Below are 20,140 nucleotides of genomic sequence, written 5' to 3' on the forward strand. Positions count from 1 at the left end.
TAACCGCTGCGTAAATTTTATTTCTAGTTATATGAGAAATGAGTATAAATACCGCACGGTTACTACAACGATTAGAAGAGTATTGTGAAAAAGATTATTTATCAGTTTGCGTCTGCCCCAAGACTTGCTAAACAATGTTTTTTGGTTCTTGTAGACCTTTTTGCATTTCCTGTTATTTTGTGGCTATGTTACGCCATTCGACTGTTTGATTTAGGCGCTGAAGTTATTCCTGGCATTAACTATGGAGTAGCCATCGTTACTATCGTTGCTATTTTAAGTTTAATGGTAACAGGGGTATATCGCTTTATTGTTCGTACTTTTAACGAAGCCTTTATCGCAAAATTAGCGATTGCTGTTGCATTGATGGTCATCGTTTTATATAGCCTAAATGCATTCTCCGCAGCGTTTGTTCCAACTTCAATTCCATTGATGTTTGGTTTCTTAATGTTTAGTTGGGTCTGGTGTAGTCGTGCATTCATTCGTTTTATTGTAAAGACTACATTACTCACAGGTGAAGAGAGAAAGCGTATCGCAATTTATGGTGCGGGTGATGCTGGTCAGCAAATTGCAGCTGTGCTTTATCGTTCTGACAACCATTTACCTGTTTTCTTCATTGATGATAATAGTTCTTTGCAAGACCATATGGTTGGTGGTTTAAAAGTTTATTCTGTTGAAAAGGCATTACAACGTTTTAGCAAAGATCGTATTGATGAAATTTTACTGGCATTGCCTTCTGTGGGGCGAGTTCGGAAAACAGAAATCATTCAGCAGTTTGAAATTGCCCGCTTAAAAATTACTGAATTGCCTGGTTTGACTCGTCTAGTGGATGGTGAAATTCAGGTCTCAGATATACAAGAAGTTGATATTATTGATTTATTGGGGCGTGATCCTGTTCCGCCAGTTGCTCATTTAATTGCTAAAAATATTCATAATAAAATCGTGATGGTAACAGGTGCCGGTGGTTCAATTGGTTCAGAATTATGCCGTCAAATTATCAAGAATCAACCAAAAATGTTGGTGTTGTATGAGCTCACAGAATTCGCCTTATATGATATTGATAAAGAGTTAAGACAAACAGCAGCATGTGAAATTGTTCCAATTTTAGGTACTGTTCAAGATCAACAAAAATTAGAACGCATTATTGAACAATATCATATACAAACGGTTTACCATGCTGCAGCTTATAAGCATGTGCCTTTAGTAGAATGTAATCCAATTGCAGGATTAAAAAATAATGCGATTGGTACAGCAAATAGTTTAAATGCGGCAGTGAAGAAAGGGGTTGAAACCTTTGTTCTGATCTCAACAGATAAAGCGGTGAGACCAACCAATGTAATGGGTGCCTCAAAACGTATGGCCGAGCTCTATTGTCAGGCGGTGGCCGAAACCAAACCCACTACGCAAATCAGTATTGTTCGTTTTGGTAATGTGTTGGGATCTTCGGGTTCTGTTGTTCCTCTATTTAAACAACAGATCGCGAAAGGAGGTCCGATAACAGTGACCCATCCTGAAGTAACCCGTTATTTTATGACTATTCCTGAAGCCTCTCAATTGGTGATCCAAGCGGGTGCATTAGGTTCCGGTGGCGATGTATTCTTGCTTGATATGGGGGAGCCGGTCCGAATTCAAGATTTGGCACGCCAAATGATTAAGCTCAGCGGTTTAAAAGTGAAAGAAACAGGATCATTGGATGGTGATATCGAAATTGCTTATAGTGGTTTGCGTCCTGGTGAAAAACTTTATGAAGAACTGCTTATTGATCAGGATAATACGGAATATACTGAACATACCCGTATCTTACGTTCATTTGAGAAGCATTTTCCATTACAAGAAATTGAGTGTGTATTTAGTAAAATCAATCAAATGACAGCAATTGATCATGATGTAGATTGGGCTTTAACTCAGCTTGAACACTATGTGGATGGGTACAAACGTAGCGATGACGTTAGAGTGAATTAAGAGCACTTTGTGGTAAGCAGTTTAATCTCAGTTTAAGATTGGAGATCTAACATATCTTTGGGATAAGTAAAATTTAATCTATATTCAGATATAGCAAGCTGTAAATTTAATTTAGTTATTAGAATTCAGCTTGCTTTTTTGTATGATAAAAGGCCAATAGACTGCAATAAATTAGGAAAGGATTTTTCCTTCCCTAATTTTATATTTGTTTATTACCTATCAAAAAGAGAAGCTGCCATGAAAATAGTAAGAAAAAGAACTTATTTTTCATCTATTCTAAGATTTTTGTTGGCTACTCTATTCGTATTAAATATAACTACAAATATTACCCATGCAGATATAGTCAGTACTGCCAATAGTTGCGGTGGGCTGCATGATCAACAATCTTGGAGTTTATGGGATAGTTATGGGAAAAAACGTATTACAGATACATTAAATATTCGCCTCATAAAGCAAGGCGATACCTATGCGCTTTATGATACACAAATTTTATTTAATAATTTATTTGATTTAGCTGTTCGTTGCCATTATCCAGATAGAATTCGAGAATTTGCCGATATTATCCAGATGACCTATCAAAAGTTAGAACCTTTACCTCAAATAGGGGGACAGGCTGTTGTCTGGGTATGTCGTGGAGGCACTCGTTGTCAAAACGGAAATTTACTAGGGAAAGAAGTTCAGTTAAATAGTGTACAGTTTTTAGGTTTTGCTTCTGAAGTAGCTAATGAGCTAGATCGAGTTTATCCAAAGGATTCTCATGCTCAGCAGTTCGTTTTGCAAACGGCAAAAATATCTGTAAATCGATTAAGTGAGTGGTCTACGAATACGCTTCCAAATATTTCTAAAAGAATAACAGCAATACCAAATGATATACATAATGGATCTTCTAGTATGTTTACAGATAAAGACTTATGGCAGATCGTAATTTTTAGTAATATCGCAGGTATCGTAGATAGACATCCAGATTATCTTATAAAGATTTTTGGTAATCAGAGTAGTTTTGATCAACAAAAAAACTATTTTTCAGCACTATCTTCTTTAATGAAAGCTAGAGTAAGTAAAAATCCAATCCTATATAATAATAAAAAAATTAGTATTAATGATCTTGATCGAGGTTTTTGGAATTCTATTAGTGATAATAAATATGCAGGCTATTCTAGTCTAGAAATACCAGTGACTTGTGACCCTAATAATTCCCAAAAACCTATGGTTGTAGCTAATTTAGGTAATATCAAAAAACAACTAAATCTTGGTTGGGATTTTAGCCATGCACGTAGGTTAACTAATTTGTTCTTTGCCTTGGATAGAAATCGCATAGCAATCAAAAAAGTGTATGGTGACAATATTAGTAGCATTTTACCATCAGATGCTGATAAGTTAGGATTTATTAACCAGTTAAAATCGAATGTTTGGAATCAAAATAAGCAATATCCACTATTTTCGAATTATTATAATGGGGCGAATGGGTGGTATAGAGTAGGATATCATAATGGAGGAAAGATTTGTGATGAGGGCGTTTCTCCTTATGGCTTGAGTAATTCTTATTTAGCTGGTGGTTATATTGTATGGGGAGAGAATGATCCCTTACTTTTACAACTTGGTGAAAATATATATAATTTGATATATTCTACTAATATTCAAGACCAAAAATTCATGAATAAATATTATGCTGGTTATTTACCAAATTCACCAGCATATAAAATAAATGTTCTTAATTTTTTCCCAACTTTAGTTGTATCAAAATAAAGTGTTGGTGTAGTGTTGTAAGTGCAGAATATTTGAAATTACTATTAATATATTCTTAGATATAAAGGACAGTCTATCTCTAGAATAGCTTGTCATTTTTAATTTAATTGAAAAATTAATTATCTAGTGAACTCTTTTTTTTATCTTCTGATAATGCCGATTAATAAATAAGTAGGCATCTATTGATGATTTTAAAGAGGGTTTTATACATTGAGCTTATATAAAGATAGCAGCCATCGAATTTGATAGTTAAATTTAACTATCAATTCATTCAACAACGTCAGTAGCTAGATATGGCTATAGAGCAAAGAGAGTAATACCACACAGATCAATACCAGCAACTGCATAGCGCATTAAAAACGAAGTCATCAAGAAAGTCCTTGCACAAAAAATGATAGCTAAATGTGCCCATTCTCCTGAAACAATTTTATTATTATGGAATAATGTTAAATTGGAACTAGAGATTAAAGGTGTAATTTAACTATACTCAACATAACTTTTAATCATCTACAAATTATTTAATTCTTATGATCAAAAAGGCAGTTTTACCTGTAGCTGGATTAGGTACACGTTTTTTACCAGCAAGTAAGTCAATTCCCAAAGAAATGGTTACAGTAGTTGATCGTCCTGCAATTGAATATGTAGTGCGTGAAGCTGTAGAGGCTGGAATTGAGCAAATTATTTTGGTAACTCATTCATCTAAGGCATCAATTGAAAATTATTTTGATCGAAACTTTGAACTAGAAACGACTCTAGAGCAAAAGAAAAAGTTCGATTTACTTGAAGAAATTACGCAGATTATTCCATCTCATGTAAGTGTGGTAAGTGTAAGACAACCTCAACCTTTGGGGTTGGGGCATGCTGTTTTATGTGCAAAAAGTATTGTTGGACAAGATGATTTTGCTGTGTTGTTGCCAGATGTGTTGGTTCAAGATAACTCAGGAAAAAACGATTTATCGCGTATGATTTCACGCTATGAATCGAGTCAAGCTGCTCAAATCATGGTTGAGGCAGTACCAGACCATCTTGTAGATCAGTATGGAATTGTTGATGTAAAGCAGAGCCCGAATGAGGGTGAAAGTATTGCTATGCAGGGAATTATTGAAAAGCCTGCTATAGGTTCTGCACCTTCTAATTTATCTGTGGTGGGGCGTTATATTTTACCTGCTAAGATTATGCAGCTTTTAGAAAATACTCCGAAAGGCGCGGGCAATGAAATTCAGTTAACTGATGCAATTGCGATGCTTCAAGAAACAGATACTGTTGAAGCCTATCGGATGCAAGGCCAAACTTTTGACTGTGGCAGTAAGCTCGGTTATTTGAAAGCTGTACTACACTATGGGGTTGCACACCCTAAGTTAGGATTAGAATTTAAACAGCTGATTCAAGAACTTAAATTATAAAGTTTTGTAGTTCTGCTTAAGTATTTGTAAAAACTACTGAACATAGTAGCTGAGCAGTATATTCTCTTCCTGTAACGGGAAGAGAAATCTATAAAATACGAAAAAATCGGGTGTGCAATGAAAATCGCAGTATTTGGAACAACGTTACATGCCGGTGTGATGGCAGCGTTATTAGCTGAATATGGTAATCAAATTTACTGGTGTACAAGTGTCACCTGTGAAGAAAATATTTCTGTACTTTCGTATCAAGATCAAGACGTAAATAATTATTTAAATAAGCAGCGAAAAGCGGGTTTTTTAAAAGAGAGCCCTTTTTCTGAGATTCCTTTAGATATTGAAGTTTATTTATTTTGCTTTAGTCCAACACAAATTGAACTTGCATTAAAAACAGTTGAGAAGTTGAGCGAACGACCTATTGTTCATCCGCGATTAATGATTAATGGCTCTACTTTTGGTTTGCATGGTACAGAGAAATTAAAACAGCATTTACCAAAAGATGAGTGGGTTTATTTTCCTGATGTGATTCAGGAAGGTAATGCTATCAACAGTGTATTAAATGTAAAACATGTCATTGTTGGTGTTGAATCTAGGGATGCAAGTGAAACCATGCAAGAGTTATTGCGTCCTTTTTTCCAATTTAGTTATCAATATTTATTTATGCCGATTCTAGATGCTGAGTTCACCAAACTTAGTATTTCAGGCATGTTGGCTACCCGTATTAGTTATATGAATGACTTGGCTATGGTGGCTGAAAAATTAGGTATTGATATTGCGAATGTAAAGCATGGTATCGCTGCTGACACACGTATAGGTGCTGCATATTTATCGCCGGGTGTAGGATTTGGCGGTGAGAACTTTTCGCATGATATTTTAACACTTTCGAGTACTGTGTCTGAAACTGGAACAAAAAGCCGCCTTTTAGAACAGGTTTGGGCGATTAATGAGCAGCAGAAAGAAATTTTATTTCGTAAGTTATGGAATTATTATCACTGTAGTCTAAATGGCAAAACAGTTGCGATTTGGGGTGCTTCCTTTAAAGAGAATACTTCGAATATACATAATTCACCGATTCATATTTTATTAGCCGCATTATGGGCACAGGGTGTAATAGTACGTCTGCATGATCCTCAAGCTTTAGATGAAATAGCTGCAACTTATGGACATCGTCAAGATTTAATTTTATGTACGGACCAATATGAGGCGGTACGAGATGCTCATGCGCTATGTCTAGTCACGGCATGGAAGCAATATTGGAGTCCTGACTTTAAGCAACTACAACAGTTAATGAAGCATCCTTTAATTTTAGATGGACGTAATATTTATGATCCTGCGTATGTAAAGGCGAAAGGTTTTGCTTATGAAGGAGTAGGTCGCTTATGAGTAAATCAATTGAGCAATTTCCAAAGGAATTAGTCTCGCCTTTAGCTCATCTTCAAACTCTAGGTGAAAAAAACTCAAAATTACATATAAAAGAGTTATTTGCTTTAGAGCCAGATCGTTTTCAAAATTATTCTGTAAAATTTGATCAATTATTTTTTGATTATAGTAAGCACCGCTTAACCAAAGATATTTTGGGACAATTAGTAGCTCTCGCGAATACTAAAAATTTAACCGAATGGATTCATCGCCTTTTTTCACAGAATAAAATTAATTGTACTGAGCAACGTGAAGCAATGCACTGGGCATTGCGTTTACCAGCTGATTATTCAAAGTTTCCCGATTTAACAGAACAAGTTCATAGCCAGTTACAACGCATGTATACCTTAGTGGAAAAGATCCATGCAGGGCAATATCGGGGTTCAACTGGTGAGGTGATTCAAGACGTTGTTAATATTGGGGTCGGTGGTTCTGATTTAGGACCACAAATGGTCACGCATGCTTTATCTGATTTTAAGGTAAAAACAGCTAAGCCTTTAAATATTCACTTTGTTTCGACTATGGATGGTAGTCAGTTATCTGAGTTACTCCATCAACTTCGTCCCGAAACAACTTTGTTTATTATTTCGTCTAAGTCTTTTGGTACGATTGATACTTTATCAAATGCACAAACAGTTCGTCAGTGGCTTGAAAAGGCATTAGGAACACATGCTCGTGTATTAAAAAGTCACTTTATTGGTGTATCTACAAAATCTGACAAAATGTTTGAATGGGGAATCGCGCCTGAAAACCAGTTACTACTGTGGGACTGGGTAGGTGGGCGTTATTCTTTATGGTCTTGTATCGGTTTACCTATTGCTTTGACGATTGGTGTGGAAGGCTTCCAGCAACTCTTAGCAGGGGCTCATGCCGTCGATGAACATTTTCAAAATACGAGTTTTGATCAAAATATCCCAGTTTTGATGGCATTATTAGGAATCTGGAATAATAACTTTTTAAATATTCAGACCCATGCAGTATTACCCTATGATGGGCGATTAAAGTATTTTGCAGCTTATCTGCAACAGCTAGAAATGGAATCTAATGGGAAGTCAGTACAGCGCAATGGCTTAAAAGTTGAGCTTGATACTTGCCCTATTATATGGGGGGAGGTTGGACCAAATGCCCAGCATGCTTTCTATCAGTTGTTACATCAAGGTTCACAAGCAGTAAGCTGTGATTTTATTGCGCCAATTCAACGTTATAACGCAGATCATTTTACCTATGTTGAAAATGCAGAAGCTCTGGTTGAACAACATCATCTTGCACTTTCAAACTGTTTAGCGCAATCAAGATTATTAGCCTTTGGTAATGAAGCTCTAGACCCAGCTGAATTAGAGAATTTACCAATTTATAAGCAATATGAAGGTAATCAACCCAGTTCTACATTATTATTAGATGAGCTAAACCCGTATAATCTAGGAATGCTGATCGCTTTATATGAACATAAAGTATTTGTTCAGTCTGTGATTTGGAACATTAACCCATTTGATCAATGGGGTGTTGAAAAAGGTAAACAGATTGCTGATCAGTTACTTCCGATTTTAAATGGTATTCAAAGTGATTTTTCAACACTTGATGCCTCGACTCGGGGGTTAATTAAAATATTGTTAGGAAAGGTAGATGGCTAAAATTCTAGTCACTGGAGGGGCCGGTTATATAGGTTCCCATACTTGTATCGAGTTATTAGATGCAGGATATGAAGTCATTGTTTTTGATAATCTTTCGAATAGCTCAGAAGAATCTTTAAATAGAGTTCAAGATATCACTCAAAAAAGTTTAACTTTTGTGCAGGGGGATATCCGTAATGCGGATGAACTTGATCGTGTTTTCGAAAATCATTCAATTGATGCTGTTATTCACTTCGCAGGTTTAAAAGCCGTAGGTGAAAGCCAAGAAAAGCCGCTCATTTATTTTGATAATAATATTGCGGGTAGCATTCAACTGGTTAAATCGATGGCAAAAGCTAAGGTTTATACACTAGTGTTTAGCTCTTCCGCTGCTATATACGATGAAGACAATATATCGCCTTTAAACGAACAAATGCCAACAGGTATACCAAGTAATAACTATGGTTACACTAAGTTGATTGTTGAACAATTATTGCAAAAGTTGTCAGCATCTAATCCAGAGTGGTCAATCGCATTGCTTCGTTATTTTAATCCAGTAGGTGCACATAAGAGTGGCCGTATTGGTGAAGATCCGCAAGGTATTCCAAATAATTTAATGCCATATGTGACTCAAGTTGCTGTTGGCCGCCGTGAGAAATTATCTATTTATGGTAATGACTATGACACGGTAGATGGTACTGGTGTGCGTGACTATATTCATGTGGTTGACTTAGCGAATGCACATTTATGTGCTTTGAATAACCGTTTACAGTCGAAAGGTTGTCGAGCATGGAATATTGGTACAGGTAATGGTTCATCTGTTTTGCAAGTTAAAGACACCTTTGAACAAGTTAATGGCATACCTGTAGCATTTGAGTTTGTAGCACGTCGAGCTGGTGATGTTGCGACTTCTTTTGCAGACAATAGCCGTGCAGTTGCTGAGTTAGGTTGGCAGCCTCAATACGGCTTAGAAGATATGCTCAAGGATAGTTGGAACTGGCAGAAGCAAAATCCTAATGGATATAATTAAATAGCAATAAAAAAAGGAGCTTATCGCTCCTTTTTTATTATGAATTAGTTCTGAATCAACCCAGTCAGCTCATCTACATAATGCTGCATTGGCTGAGCTTGGCGATCTGCACGGCTTTCAATGTTGAGACGTAATAACGGTTCAGTATTTGAAGCACGGACATTAAAACGCCATGCACCAAAGTCTAGACTTACACCATCGGTACGGTCAATTTGTGGATTTTGATCAGCATAAAAATCAAAAATCTTTTGAATAGTGATTTGTGTGTCAGCCACTTTAAAGTTGATTTCACCACTACAAGGAAACTTGGTAATCATATTTTCAACCAGTGTTGAAAGTGATTGTCCTGTTTCAGAGAGTAGGGCAACGGTGAGTAACCATGGAATCATGCCGCTGTCGCAGTAAGCAAAGTCACGGAAATAGTGATGTGCACTCATTTCGCCACCATATACGGCATTGTGTTCGCGCATGACATCTTTAATAAATGCATGACCAGATTTTGACTGGACAGCAATACCTTTATATTCATCCACGATATCAAATGTGTTCCAGACTAAACGTGGGTCATGCACAATTTTCTCGCCTGACTGTTTAATCAAGAAAGCTTGAGCCAATAAACCAACAATATAGTAACCTTCAATGAACTGTCCCTTTTCGTCAAATAAGAAACAGCGGTCAAAGTCGCCGTCCCATGCAATTCCCATATCTGCTTTATGCTCAATTACAGCATTTCGAGTACTGTCACGGTTTTCAATTAAAATTGGGTTAGGAATTCCGTTTGGGAAAGTACCATCTGCTTCATGGTGAATTTTAATAAATTCAATTGGTACGTTAAGCGCTTTAAATTTTTCTTCAATCGCATCAATCACATGGCCAGCTGCACCATTACCAGCATTTACCACTAACTTGAGTGGGCGGATTTTTGCAGGTTCAATGTAGGTGATTAAGTGATCAACGAACTCGGGCAAAATGTTATAGGTTTGAGTTGTACCTTTTTGGCTAACTTCTTCAAAGTTATTGGTTTCTGCTAAAGCCTGAATTTCTTTTAAACCGGTATCAGCACTAATTGGACGAGCATTTTCTCGAACTAATTTCATGCCGTTATAGTCCATTGGGTTATGACTAGCGGTAACTTCAATTCCACCTTGTACATCTAAGTGGAAAGCAGCGAAGTAAACTTCTTCGGTACCCGTCATGCCCAAATCAAGAACATTCACGCCCGCATCATTTAAACCACTGATGGTCGCTTGTTTTAAACTTTCACTGCTTAGACGAATATCACAACCTACAACTACAGTCTTTGGTTTATAGATTTGTCCGTAAGCGCGGCCAATTTTATAGGCAATTTCTTCATTCAATTCGGTGCCGAGTTTGCCTCGGATATCATAAGCTTTAAAACACGTTAAAGTAGTCATTATTCAATTCAATACATGTGGTTTGAGTTGTGTGCACATTATACATAGATCATGAAACAGGAATGTTTATAGTTTTTATATTCAAATTTTTCACTTCATTTCGGTAGTTCATATCTAAATTTATAAGAAAGATTTTTACGACTTTAGTCTAATAAATAAATTTATAAATTAGAAATTGCTTGATTTTACTTAGCACTATTGGTCTTACCAATTATGATGGTTATTTAATGATTGATCTTACCAATATCTGTGTTTATTATGCGATCTGTGGTTTACGGAACAACATTTGCACTTAATTTTTTAATTGGTCATACCAATTGTGTTAAATGTTTAAGAATTTAAGGTACAAAAATTCGCCCCGGCATTTCAAGGAGATGACAATGCTCAATATGTGGCAACAACTTTATGACCCTTTAAATAATATTTGGCTGTCCAGTGCGGTTGCATTAATCCCGATTATTTTCTTCTTTTTGGCGTTGGCTGTTTTTCGTTTAAAAGGTAGTATCGCGGGTACGGGCACAGTCATTATTGCATTATTGATTGCTCTCTTTTTCTATCAAATGCCGGGTCAAATGGCCTTTGCGTCTATTATTTACGGTTTTTTCTATGGTCTATGGCCAATTTCATGGATCATTATCGGGGCAGTTTTTCTATATAAGATTTCGGTAAAAACAGGCCAGTTTGAGGTTATTCGTTCAAGTATTTTGTCGATTACCGAAGACCAACGTCTGCAAATGTTACTCGTTGGTTTTGCATTTGGTACTTTCTTAGAAGGAGCAGCGGGTTTTGGTGCTCCTGTGGCAATTACGGCTGCACTCCTTGTTGGTTTAGGCTTTAAACCTCTTTACGCTGCTGGTTTATGTTTAATTGTAAATACAGCACCAGTTGCTTTTGGTGCAATGGGTATCCCAATTATTGTGGCGGGGCAGGTGTCAGGCGTAGACACTATGGAAATTAGCCAGATGGTGGGTCGTCAGTTGCCATTCTTAACGCTGATTGTGCTGTTCTGGATTATGGCGATTATGGACGGCTGGCGTGGTGTTAAAGAAACTTGGCCTGCTGTATTGGTGGGTGGTGGCGCTTTTGCGATTGCCCAATATCTTACATCTAACTTTATTGGCCCTGAATTACCAGACATTACCGCCGCAATTGCTTCATTGGTCAGTCTGACCGTGTTGTTCCGTTTCTGGAAACCAAAACATATTTTCCGCTTTGAACCTGAAGCTGGCCAAACTCTAATTCAGCAACCTACAACGGTTCAACGTTACAGTATTGGGAAAATTGCTAAGGCGTGGTCTCCATTTGCAATCTTAACGGTGATGGTCACCATCTGGAGTGTTAAGCCATTTAAAGCATTATTTGCAAAAGATGGTGCTCTTGAGCACTGGATTTTTAAACTTGAAGTGCCGTACTTGCATAAATTGGTCGAAAAAATGCCGCCAATTGTGGCAGAGATGAAGCCATACGAAGCGATTTATAAGTTTGACTGGTTCTCTGCAACAGGTACTGCAATTTTTATTGCCGCAATCATCACTGCTATTTTCTTAAAAATGAAAGCAAGTGAAGCAGTAACGACTTTTGGTGAAACACTTAATGAGTTGAAAACACCGATTTACTCGATTGGTATGGTGTTGGCTTTTGCTTTTATTGCGAACTACTCAGGTTTATCTGCAACTTTAGCTTTGGCTCTATCGCATACGGGTCATGCGTTTACTTTCTTCTCACCATTTTTGGGTTGGCTTGGTGTGTTCCTTACAGGTTCAGATACATCTTCAAATGCTTTGTTCTCGGCATTACAGGCGACCACAGCGCAGCAAATTGGTATTCCAGAAGTATTGCTTGTGGCTGCCAATACCAGTGGTGGTGTAACCGGTAAGATGATTTCTCCACAGTCAATTGCGATTGCGTGTGCAGCAGTAGGCTTAGTTGGAAAAGAATCTGACTTGTTCCGTTTCACGGTAAAACATAGCATCATATTCACTGTCTTTGTTGGCATCATTATTACGGTTCAGGCTTATCTGGTTCCGTGGATGATTCCATAACTCCAGTGAAGGAAACGCGATGAGAATCTCCGATCAAGTGGTCATGAAATTGCAGGCATTAATTGAAGAACGGCACATGAAAAAAGGTGATCGGTTGCCTGCCGAACGCCAGCTTGCAACTAGCTTAGGGGTTTCTCGTCCGTCTTTGCGTGAAGCAATTCAACAGCTCAATAGTCAAGGTGTGCTCAGTAGCCGCCGTGGCGATGGGACTTATATTCAGCAGTTACCTGAACAGTGGCCACAGCAACTCATTGTGAACCCAATTAGTAACCTGATTGAAGAAGATCCGCTCTACCGTTTTGATGTTCAAGAGGCACGGTTATTACTTGAAGGCGGTACGGCATGGTATGCCGCATTACGCTCAACGCCTGAAGATCGCGCCAAAATTCATCATTATTTTAATGAAATTAGTCGCCATCAAAATGCGGGTGACTCAGCACAGGCCGCGGTGGCCGATGCTGAATTCCACTTAGCGATTGCTGAAGCATCTCATAATGTGGTGCTGATTCAGATGATGCGCAGCCTGTTTGATTTGCTGCAATACAACGTCTTGTTAGGGCGTAAAAAAGTTTATAACGATCCAGTCAATGGTGACTTGCTGAGTGAGCAGCATTTTCAGGTGATGGATGCTATTGATCGTAAAGATCCCGAGGCCGCACGCCAAGCTGTCTGCGGTCATATTGAATTTGTGATTAATCATGTGCGTTCTCTGGATGAAGACGAAGCTCGCCAGAAACGTGCAAACCGTTTAAGTAGAGTTGATTCAAAATGATTATTTCTTCTGGCAATGATTATCGTGCTGCGGCACAACGTCGCTTACCTCCATTTTTATTTCACTACATTGATGGTGGAGCGTATTCGGAATATACCTTAAAGCGTAACGTACAAGATTTGTCAGAAATTGCATTGCGTCAACGTGTGCTGAATGACATGTCAGCGTTAAGTTTAGAGACAAAACTGTTTAACGAAACTTTGTCTATGCCGGTTGCATTAGCTCCTGTGGGTTTAACAGGTATGTATGCACGCCGTGGTGAAGTGCAGGCCGCGATGGCAGCCGATAAAAAAGGTATTCCATTTACGCTTTCAACGGTTTCGGTATGTCCGATTGAAGAGGTTGCGCCTGCAATTAACCGCCCAATGTGGTTCCAGCTTTATGTATTACGTGACCGTGGTTTTATGCGTAATGCTTTGGAACGAGCAAAAGCAGCTGGCTGTTCAACACTTGTGTTTACTGTAGATATGCCTGTGCCAGGTGCACGTTACCGTGATGCCCATTCGGGGATGAGTGGACCAAATGCTGCGATGCGCCGTTATATGCAGTCTATGTTCCATCCACATTGGTCGTGGAATGTCGGCTTAATGGGGCGTCCGCATGACTTGGGTAATATCTCTAAATATTTAGGTAAACCAACTGGGCTTGAAGATTATATTGGCTGGTTAGGCTCGAACTTCGACCCATCCATTTCATGGAAAGACCTTGAGTGGATTCGTGAGTTTTGGGATGGCCCAATGGTAATTAAGGGCATTTTAGACCCTGAAGATGCCAAAGATGCTGTACGTTTTGGTGCGGATGGGATTGTGGTATCGAATCATGGTGGTCGTCAGTTAGATGGTGTGATGTCGTCTGCTCGTGCATTGCCTGCAATTGCCGATGCCGTGAAAGGTGATTTGGCCATTTTGGCTGACTCAGGCATTCGTAATGGTTTAGATGTGGTGCGGATGTTGGCGCTCGGTGCCGATACGGTTTTACTTGGCCGTGCATTTGTTTATGCCTTGGCAGCAGCAGGTGGGCAAGGTGTGTCGAACTTACTTGATTTGATTGATAAAGAAATGCGTGTTGCGATGACGTTGACGGGTGCTAAGTCGATTTCGGATATTAATGCAGATTGTTTAGTACAGGCGATGAAGCTCTAATATTTTCGTATTAACTTTGATGATATTGGCACGACGGAGTCTTATCGGAAAAGGTTCAATGTAAGTAGCTAATTGACGTTACTTTTTTAAAAAAGTAACCAAAAACCTTTGTTTCGATAACGGTACGTCCTTGCTACCGCATCGAAACGGCGGCATCCCTGCCGCCAACCGCGATAGTAAATATAGGGCTGATTCGAATTAGAGAATGAGCTAATTAAATATAAATTAGAAACGGTAAGATCCCGTCGTGTTGGTCTAATTTGATAAATGGATGACCAAAAGGAAACCATCATGCAAACATTTTCTCCTCAAGCAGTGATTGAACGCTTACAAAACATTGTAGGGCGTTCTTATGTTTTGACCGATGATCAAAGCACGCGTCAGTATCGCCAAGGTCGTCGTTTTGGTGAGGGGAAAGTACTTGCTGTGGTGGTGCCGGGCACATTGCTAGAGCAATGGCAGGTGCTTCAAGCTGCTATTGAGGCAGACTGTATTGTCATTATGCAGGCGGCCAATACGGGTCTTACTGGTGGTTCAACACCTTATGGTGATGATTATGACCGTCCTGTTTTGGTCATGAGTACGCGCCGTTTGAAGGGTATTCAAGTTATTCACGATGGTAAGCAAGTGATTTGTTTACCGGGTGCAACCTTAGATAATTTAGAGCAAATTTTAAAAGGTTATGACCGTGAACCGCATTCAGTCATTGGTTCATCTTGTATTGGTGCATCGGTACTTGGCGGGGTGTGTAATAACTCTGGCGGTGCCTTGGTACGCCGTGGCCCTGCGTATACTGAACTGGCGTTATATGCTCAGGTGAATGCTGCTGGTCAATTAGAGCTGGTGAACCATTTAGGGGTGAATTTAGGCTCGACTCCCGAAGAAATTTTGACACGTTTAGAGAAGCAGAAATATCAAGCCGTAGATATTTTAGATGACAATGAAAAGCAGGCGTCCGACCATCGTTATGCCCATGATGTGACCCAAGTTGATGAAGATACACCTGCTCGTTTTAATGCAGATCCGTCACGTTTGTTTGAGGCTTCGGGTTCGGCAGGTAAAGTTTGTGTATTTGCGGTACGTCTTGATACCTATGAAAAAGTAGAGAGCAATGTCTTTTATATTGGGACTAATGATGCCGATGATTTAACAGCGATTCGCCGATACTTACTGACCTCACTGCCAAGCTTGCCGATAGCAGGCGAATATATTCACCGAGATGCTTACTTAATTGGTGAAAAGTACGGAAAAGACACGTTCTTGTTTATTGAGAAATTTGGCACAGCCAATGTTCCAAAAGCTTTTGCGATGAAAGATAAAGTTGATGGCTTCTTAGAAAGATTTAAAATTAAAGGTTTAACGGATCATATTTTACAGGCGATTACCTTCTTTTTACCGAGTCATTTGCCGAAGCGTATGACTGAATATCGAGATCATTATGAGCATCATTTAGTTTTACGTGTCGAAAATAATTCAAAAGCACAAACCGAGCAGTTTTTAAAAGAATATTTTGCAGTGCATCCGTCAGGTAGCTATTTCGTATGTAGTGAAGAGGAAGGACGAAAGGCGTTCTTACACCGTTTTGCGATTGCAGGGGCAGCAATTCGTTACCGCGATACACACCGTAGTGAAGTTGAAGATATTGTGGCGCTTGATATTGCGTTACGTCGTAATGATCGTGAATGGGTAGAGCAACTACCTGCTGAAATGGAAAACAAAATTCTCCATAAGCTCTATTATGGGCATTTCTTTTGTCATGTGTTCCATCAGGACTATATTCTTAAAAAGGGCCATGACCCATTAGAAATGGAACACCAAATGTGGAAATTACTCGATGCGCGCCGTGCTGAATATCCGGCAGAGCATAATGTTGGGCATCTTTACATTGCCAAGCCTGCATTGGCCAATTTCTATCAAAAACTTGACCCAACCAATAGCTTTAATGTGGGTATTGGACATACCTCAAAACTAAAATATTGGGGCAAGGCTAAATCGTAATATCGAGACATAAAAAAAGGCGCCGAAGCGCCTTTTTTAATAGATGTCTTATGCAGCTTCTACTGATTTAGCAAGTACTTCTGCAACTGCTTTAGCAACAGTGTAAACATTGTTCATGTTTAAACCTGCTACACAAATACGACCACTACGTACTAAGTAGATTGCATATTCTTCACGCAAGATATCTACTTGCTCAGCAGTTAAACCTGTGTAGCTGAACATACCTTTTTGGTTTACAAGGTAGCTAAAGTCACGGTCTGGTAATGCTTTAGTGAGTTCATCTTTCAAGATGCTACGCATTTTAATAATACGCTCACGCATCTCTTTCACTTCACCTTGCCATTGTTGGTTAAGTTCAGCGTCATTTAACACTTCATCAACTAACCAAGCACCTGTTGTAGGAGGGCTAGAGTAAATACGGCGTACAGTCGCTTTTAACTGACCGAATGTGCACTGAGCAGCTTCTGCATCGTCACATACGAAAGTTAAGCCGCCAACGCGCTCGCCATATAAAGAGAAAATTTTAGAGAACGAGTTGCTCACAATGAAGTTTAGACCCGCTTGATCTAAAGCACGGATTGCATACGCATCTTCTTCCATACCGTCACCAAAACCTTGGTAAGCGATGTCTAGGAATGGAATAAGGTTACGGTCTTTTAATACTGCAATTACTTGGTCCCACTGTGCTGGGTTTAAGTCAGCACCCGTTGGGTTGTGGCAGCATGGGTGCAACAACACAATGCTTTGCTCAGGCAAAGTTTTAAGTGTAGACAACATACCGTCAAAATCTACACCACGCGTTTCGTTGTCGAAATATGGGTAGAAATGAGTCTTGATGCCAGCGCCATTGAAAATCGCAACGTGGTTATCCCAAGTTGGTTGGCTTACCCAAACGTCTGAATTTGGGAAATAAGTTTTTAAGAAGTCTGCACCAACTTTCAATGCACCTGAACCACCAAGTGTTTGGATGGTCACAGCACGGCCAGCTTTAACTGCTGGGCTGTTTGCACCAAATAAAAGTGCTTGAATTGCTTCGCGGTAAGGTTTGAAGCCTTCCATTGGCAAATAAAGTTTGGTTTTACCGTTTTTAGGCTCAATACGCTTTTGCGCCTCAATAATGGTCTCTAACTGAGGAACAATACTGTCTTCGTTATAATAAAGACCAATACTCAAGTTTACTTTTTCAGAACGAGTATCAGCATTGAACTGTTCCATTAAAGAGAGAATTGGATCGCCTGCGTATGGGGGGATATGTTGAAACATCAAAAAAGTCCTTTCATTCAACAATATGCATAGTGCTGGGTTTTTTCTGTCTCGAAAAATACATTACATCTATGTCGATGTTCAATAATGTATCAATAAAGCTACCGTGAAGCACCTGATAATTTCACTAATATCGATATTTTCTGGATGAAAATGATAAAAAGATTTAAAAGAAATTACGGTAAATAGATACTAATTTATAACTCATGCTTTCATTCAAGCAGATTGTCTACAATCTTGCTGTAATACATTGGTTGTAGACTAAAGTTTGAAACAAAAGATTAGAGGTCGAAAAGCAGCTAAAAAAGTGCCATAAATCTATAGGTAAAATAATATTAAATAACTGTTTTATAAATACTAATTAGCAAGTGGTGTAATGCTCTAAATATTAGGTGAGAGAACAGGCCAAACTATAAAAATTGACCTGATGCGTTCTGTAAAGTGTCAACAATCACCTTGATTTTTTTCATTCATACCGCTATAAAACTCATAATTGATTAAAAATTGTCGACAATATGCAAGATTTGACCTACGCACCAGAGCCATTACAAAGTCAGGGAAGAACACTGACCGAGAATGTATTTAAACAAATACAGACGGCGATTGTTTTAGGTCAAATTCCGGCAGGTAGCAAAATTTCTGAGCCTGAGTTGGCTAGGACTTATGGCATTAGCCGTGGGCCATTGCGTGAAGCGATTCATCGCCTTGAAGGTCAACGTTTGGTTGAGCGCACAGCACATGTGGGCGCTCGCGTGGTTTCGCTCTCACTGCAACAGTTTAAAGAGCTTTACCAGATTCGTGCGTCATTAGAAGGTTTAGCTTGCAAACTTGCTGCACAACATATTGATAAAAAGCAAATTTTGGCGCTACGTGATGTCTTGCGTATGCACGCTGAAGATGAAAACTTTAAAGCAGGTAAGGGATATTATTTGCAAGAAGGGCAGGACGATTTTCACTACTGCATTATCAAAAGTAGTGGCAATAAAACCTTAGAAAAAATGCTATGTGATGAGCTTTATCACCTCATCCGTATGTACCGAATTCAGTTTTCAAACACACCCGATCGACCGAGCAAAGCTTGGGACGAACATATCCGTATTTTAGATGCAATTGCAGAAGGCGATGGTGAACTTGCCGAGCTGCTCATGCATCGACATATCAATGCTTCTTACAAAATTATTGAGCAAACACTGCTACAAGCACAAGGAGAACATAACAATGGCTAAACAATCCGCAGGTCAGCTATTTCGCGATGCAGTAGCCCAAGAAAAGCCATTACAAGTGGTTGGAACCATTAACGCCAATCATGCACTTTTGGCAAAACGTGCAGGTTATAAAGCGATTTACTTATCAGGTGGTGGTGTAGCCGCTGGTTCTTTAGGCTTACCTGATTTAGGAATCAGTAACCTGGATGATGTGTTGACCGACGTACGCCGTATTACCGATGTATGTGATCTTCCATTATTGGTCGATGCGGACACAGGTTTTGGTGCTTCTGCATTTAATATTGCCCGTACGACAAAAGCACTCATCAAGTTTGGTGCTGCGGCAATGCACATTGAAGACCAAGTGGGCGCAAAACGTTGTGGTCACCGTCCGAATAAAGCCATTGTGACTCAAGAAGAAATGGTTGACCGTATTAAAGCTGCGGTTGATGCGCGTGGTGATGACAGCTTCGTAATTATGGCACGTACCGACGCATTGGCTGTAGATGGTTTACAAGCTGCCATTGACCGTGCGGGTGCCTACATTGAAGCGGGTGCAGACATGTTGTTCCCTGAAGCAATTACCGAGCTTGATATGTACAAGCAATTTGCTCAGAAGACTGGCGCACCGATTTTGGCAAACATCACAGAGTTCGGTTCTACACCACTGTTTACCACTGAAGAGTTAGCATCTGCCGATGTAAGCCTTGCGCTTTATCCGCTTTCTGCTTTCCGTGCCATGAACAAGGCAGCCGAAACTGTGTATGAAACCTTGCGTAAAGAAGGCACGCAAAAGAACGTGGTTGATATTATGCAAACGCGTAAAGAGTTATATGAACGCATTAACTACTACGCGTTTGAAGACTACTTAGACAACGCATTTGCTAAAAAGAAGTAATAAATTAAAAAGTTGATTAATTGGAATCTGATACTCGGAGACGTCATCTGCAACTGTTTGAGGCAGGACTACATTTTTTAAAAATGGTTCTGCGATAGATAGGATATCCGATGGTTGTGGACGAGTTTTGCAGATGACAATGGTTTTGCCTACTTTTCCCGAAAGAAAAGTAGGTCAAACTGAAGGTTAATCCTGAAATAAGAAGTGAAAATGGTACGACTCCGTCGTGCTTAATAAACAA

At 39.2% G+C, this 20,140-nt stretch carries 14 protein-coding genes; 12 read left to right on the top strand and 2 right to left on the bottom strand.

The annotated features are described in order from the left end of the window. Positions 1 to 84: 84 nt before the first annotated feature. The 6 genes from ACS125_RS04360 to galE all read left to right on the top strand — a co-directional run bounded on the left by ACS125_RS04360 (position 85) and on the right by galE (position 9,164). Complete coding sequence (locus ACS125_RS04360) at positions 85 to 1,959, top strand: polysaccharide biosynthesis protein (protein ID WP_443270746.1); 1,875 nt, start codon at positions 85 to 87, stop codon at positions 1,957 to 1,959. A gap of 237 nt (positions 1,960 to 2,196) precedes the next feature. Next, a complete protein-coding gene (locus ACS125_RS04365) occupies positions 2,197 to 3,705 on the top strand; it encodes a hypothetical protein (protein ID WP_443270748.1) in 1,509 nt (502 codons plus the stop codon). Between the two features lie 527 nt (positions 3,706 to 4,232). Beyond that, on the top strand, positions 4,233 to 5,108 hold the full coding sequence (galU, locus tag ACS125_RS04370) for a UTP--glucose-1-phosphate uridylyltransferase GalU (protein ID WP_111856301.1): 876 nt from the start codon (positions 4,233 to 4,235) through the stop codon (positions 5,106 to 5,108). Positions 5,109 to 5,225: 117 nt separating this feature from the next. Next, positions 5,226 to 6,488, top strand: a complete 1,263-nt coding sequence (locus tag ACS125_RS04375) for a nucleotide sugar dehydrogenase (RefSeq protein ID WP_443270750.1) — start codon at positions 5,226 to 5,228, stop codon at positions 6,486 to 6,488. Further along, complete coding sequence (gene pgi / locus ACS125_RS04380; protein ID WP_443270752.1) at positions 6,485 to 8,155, top strand: glucose-6-phosphate isomerase; 1,671 nt, start codon at positions 6,485 to 6,487, stop codon at positions 8,153 to 8,155. The genes ACS125_RS04375 and pgi overlap by 4 nt, the downstream gene beginning before the upstream one ends. Then, entirely contained in the window at positions 8,148 to 9,164 is a 1,017-nt protein-coding gene (galE, locus tag ACS125_RS04385) for a UDP-glucose 4-epimerase GalE (protein WP_443270754.1), read from the top strand. Before pgi ends, galE begins: the two co-directional genes overlap by 8 nt. Before the next feature lie 44 nt (positions 9,165 to 9,208). Here the strand turns inward: galE and ACS125_RS04390 are convergent, their stop codons facing one another. Beyond that, positions 9,209 to 10,579: a phosphomannomutase CpsG gene (locus ACS125_RS04390; protein WP_174758531.1), complete on the bottom strand. Its 1,371-nt coding sequence runs from the start codon at positions 10,577 to 10,579 to the stop codon at positions 9,209 to 9,211. Between the two features lie 374 nt (positions 10,580 to 10,953). Between ACS125_RS04390 and lldP the strand changes: the two genes are divergently transcribed. From lldP to dld, 4 genes are all read left to right on the top strand, one after another. Next, positions 10,954 to 12,621 carry an L-lactate permease gene (gene lldP, locus ACS125_RS04395; RefSeq protein WP_171056861.1) on the top strand — a complete coding sequence of 556 codons (1,668 nt, stop codon included), beginning with the start codon at positions 10,954 to 10,956 and terminating at the stop codon, positions 12,619 to 12,621. 19 nt (positions 12,622 to 12,640) lie between these two features. Continuing rightward, complete coding sequence (gene lldR / locus ACS125_RS04400) at positions 12,641 to 13,393, top strand: transcriptional regulator LldR (protein ID WP_013199244.1); 753 nt, start codon at positions 12,641 to 12,643, stop codon at positions 13,391 to 13,393. After that, positions 13,390 to 14,535, top strand: coding sequence for an FMN-dependent L-lactate dehydrogenase LldD (lldD, locus tag ACS125_RS04405; RefSeq protein ID WP_002050500.1), 1,146 nt, complete (start codon positions 13,390 to 13,392; stop codon positions 14,533 to 14,535). Before lldR ends, lldD begins: the two co-directional genes overlap by 4 nt. Before the next feature lie 291 nt (positions 14,536 to 14,826). Next, positions 14,827 to 16,533 carry a D-lactate dehydrogenase gene (gene dld / locus ACS125_RS04410; RefSeq protein ID WP_443270757.1) on the top strand — a complete coding sequence of 569 codons (1,707 nt, stop codon included), beginning with the start codon at positions 14,827 to 14,829 and terminating at the stop codon, positions 16,531 to 16,533. A 48-nt stretch (positions 16,534 to 16,581) separates the two neighbouring features. Here dld and ACS125_RS04415 read toward each other — a convergent pair whose 3' ends face one another. Next, positions 16,582 to 17,796, bottom strand: coding sequence for an amino acid aminotransferase (locus ACS125_RS04415; protein WP_046812480.1), 1,215 nt, complete (start codon positions 17,794 to 17,796; stop codon positions 16,582 to 16,584). A gap of 515 nt (positions 17,797 to 18,311) precedes the next feature. Here ACS125_RS04415 and ACS125_RS04420 point away from each other — a divergent pair. After that, a complete protein-coding gene (locus ACS125_RS04420; protein ID WP_014208068.1) occupies positions 18,312 to 19,022 on the top strand; it encodes a GntR family transcriptional regulator in 711 nt (236 codons plus the stop codon). Then, on the top strand, positions 19,015 to 19,899 hold the full coding sequence (gene prpB / locus ACS125_RS04425) for a methylisocitrate lyase (RefSeq protein WP_004706036.1): 885 nt from the start codon (positions 19,015 to 19,017) through the stop codon (positions 19,897 to 19,899). The genes ACS125_RS04420 and prpB overlap by 8 nt, the downstream gene beginning before the upstream one ends. Positions 19,900 to 20,140: the final 241 nt, after the last annotated feature.

The sequence above is a fragment of the Acinetobacter sp. PFS20 genome, assembly GCF_052261015.1.
Classification (GTDB): Bacteria; Pseudomonadota; Gammaproteobacteria; order Pseudomonadales; family Moraxellaceae; genus Acinetobacter.

What these genes read in the sequence shown, in the direction of transcription:
- ACS125_RS04365 (WP_443270748.1), top strand. Translation starts at nt 2,197, where the DNA reads ATGAAAATAGTAAGAAAAAGAACTTATTTTTCATCTATTCTAAGATTT.
- galU (WP_111856301.1), top strand. Translation starts at nt 4,233, where the DNA reads ATGATCAAAAAGGCAGTTTTACCTGTAGCTGGATTAGGTACACGTTTT.
- ACS125_RS04375 (WP_443270750.1), top strand. Translation starts at nt 5,226, where the DNA reads ATGAAAATCGCAGTATTTGGAACAACGTTACATGCCGGTGTGATGGCA.
- pgi (WP_443270752.1), top strand. Translation starts at nt 6,485, where the DNA reads ATGAGTAAATCAATTGAGCAATTTCCAAAGGAATTAGTCTCGCCTTTA.
- galE (WP_443270754.1), top strand. Translation starts at nt 8,148, where the DNA reads ATGGCTAAAATTCTAGTCACTGGAGGGGCCGGTTATATAGGTTCCCAT.
- ACS125_RS04390 (WP_174758531.1), bottom strand. Translation starts at nt 10,579, where the DNA reads ATGACTACTTTAACGTGTTTTAAAGCTTATGATATCCGAGGCAAACTC.
- lldP (WP_171056861.1), top strand. Translation starts at nt 10,954, where the DNA reads ATGACAATGCTCAATATGTGGCAACAACTTTATGACCCTTTAAATAAT.
- lldR (WP_013199244.1), top strand. Translation starts at nt 12,641, where the DNA reads ATGAGAATCTCCGATCAAGTGGTCATGAAATTGCAGGCATTAATTGAA.
- lldD (WP_002050500.1), top strand. Translation starts at nt 13,390, where the DNA reads ATGATTATTTCTTCTGGCAATGATTATCGTGCTGCGGCACAACGTCGC.
- dld (WP_443270757.1), top strand. Translation starts at nt 14,827, where the DNA reads ATGCAAACATTTTCTCCTCAAGCAGTGATTGAACGCTTACAAAACATT.
- ACS125_RS04415 (WP_046812480.1), bottom strand. Translation starts at nt 17,796, where the DNA reads ATGTTTCAACATATCCCCCCATACGCAGGCGATCCAATTCTCTCTTTA.
- ACS125_RS04420 (WP_014208068.1), top strand. Translation starts at nt 18,312, where the DNA reads ATGCAAGATTTGACCTACGCACCAGAGCCATTACAAAGTCAGGGAAGA.
- prpB (WP_004706036.1), top strand. Translation starts at nt 19,015, where the DNA reads ATGGCTAAACAATCCGCAGGTCAGCTATTTCGCGATGCAGTAGCCCAA.